Source organism: Roseovarius sp. D22-M7 (assembly GCF_037083785.1).
Classification (GTDB): Bacteria; Pseudomonadota; Alphaproteobacteria; order Rhodobacterales; family Rhodobacteraceae; genus Roseovarius.
This window is the reverse complement of record NZ_JBAPKY010000164.1, coordinates 1-1,407: the sequence shown is the minus strand read 5'-3', so window position 1 is coordinate 1,407 and position 1,407 is coordinate 1. Positions and strand designations below refer to the sequence as shown.

Below are 1,407 nucleotides of genomic sequence, written 5' to 3'. Positions count from 1 at the left end.
GGCGCCAAGCGCGCCCCATAGCGCTGGCGCGGCGCCGCGCGCGGCGGTGGACTGTGTGCGTATCATGTGGATTGCTTTCGCATTGAGGCGCCATCAAGAGGCAGCCTGTGGGCATTGTGGACGATCCGATCGAGTATGGCGTCGGCGAAGGTCGGCTCGCCGATGACATCGTGCCATGCGTCGACGGGCAACTGACTGGTCAGGAGGATCGCGCCGTTGCCGTAGCGGTCCTCGACGATCTCCATGAGGTCGCGTCGTTGCGGGCCGGTGAGCCGGTCGGGGCCCCAGTCGTCGAGGATCAGCAGGTTGGCGCGGACGAGCTTCCGGAACAGGCGTGGGAAGCTGCCATCGCCATGAGCGAGTTCGAGCTCGGCAAAGAGGCGCGGCAGACGGCGATAAAGAACGGTCCTGCCGTCGCGACAGGCTTTCTGTCCGAGAGCGCAGGCGAGCCATGTCTTGCCTACACCGCAGGGGCCGGTGATGATCAGGTTTTGTCCTTTTGCGATCCAGTCGCCTTGCGCGAGCTGGCGGAACAGGTCCCGATCGAGCTGTCGCGGTGTGCGATAGTCGACGTCCTCGATGGCGGCACCGACATGGCGCAGTTTCGCGGCCCGCATCCGGGTTTGATAGCGCTTGTTGCTGCGGTTCGTGGCCTCGCGATCGATCAGCAGGCCGAGCCATTCGGCATGGCTGAGCGTCGCGGCATCGGGTTGCTGCTGGAGTTCGGCGAATGCGTCAGCCATGCCGTCGAGCTTGAGGTCACGCAGCCGCTGGTGTGTGGGATGGTCGAGCATGCTCGGATCCTTTCTCAGTGGAAGTATTTGGCGCCGCGGATGTTGGGGTGGGTGATCGCCGGCCCCTCCGCGGTCTCTCGGGGCCGTCGGCGATGCAGGTTGTTCTTCAGGATGGATTTGACCGAGCTGTAGGAGAGCGCACCGATCTCGGTGGCGCGCTGGCAGGCGGCCTCGACGGCCTCATGCCCATGCGGGCGCGCGAGCCGAACGATGCCAAGGCAGGCGCGGAAACCCTGTTCAGGGTGGGTCTTGGCGTGCAGGATCTGCTCCACCAGCGCGGTGGTATTCGGGCCAACTCGTGCGGCGCGGCGGCGGATCTCGTCTGGCGTGACGCCGGCATGGCGACGATGGCTGGCGGGCATGTGCTCGGGCACGGTGGTGTGCCGGCGATTGCTCGAGCTTCGGACATGGGAAGCCACACGTTCACCGTCGTGATAGATCTCGACGGTGCCGGCGGTGAGGCGCGCCCAGAGGGTCTTCTTGAGAAGTTGATGCGGGACCGAGTAGTAATGCGTCTCGACCTCGACGTGGTAGTCGAGCCCGGCCCGCCGCTCCAGCCATTCGGCATATTCATAGGGCGTTGCCGGCAGCGGTTTCAGCGCGGGCTTGTCCA

2 protein-coding genes are annotated in these 1,407 nt (G+C 65.5%); both read right to left on the bottom strand.

Annotation, left to right across the window (positions count from 1 at the left end):
• Positions 1-62: 62 nt before the first annotated feature.
• A complete protein-coding gene (gene istB, locus V8324_RS21865; protein ID WP_336421992.1) occupies positions 63-794 on the bottom strand; it encodes an IS21-like element helper ATPase IstB in 732 nt (243 codons plus the stop codon).
• 14 nt (positions 795-808) lie between these two features.
• Positions 809-1,407 (bottom strand): Mu transposase domain-containing protein (locus tag V8324_RS21860; protein WP_442970600.1); only part of this gene is annotated, 599 nt, incomplete at its 5' end.

What these genes read in the sequence shown, in the direction of transcription:
- istB (WP_336421992.1), bottom strand. Translation starts at nt 794, where the DNA reads ATGCTCGACCATCCCACACACCAGCGGCTGCGTGACCTCAAGCTCGAC.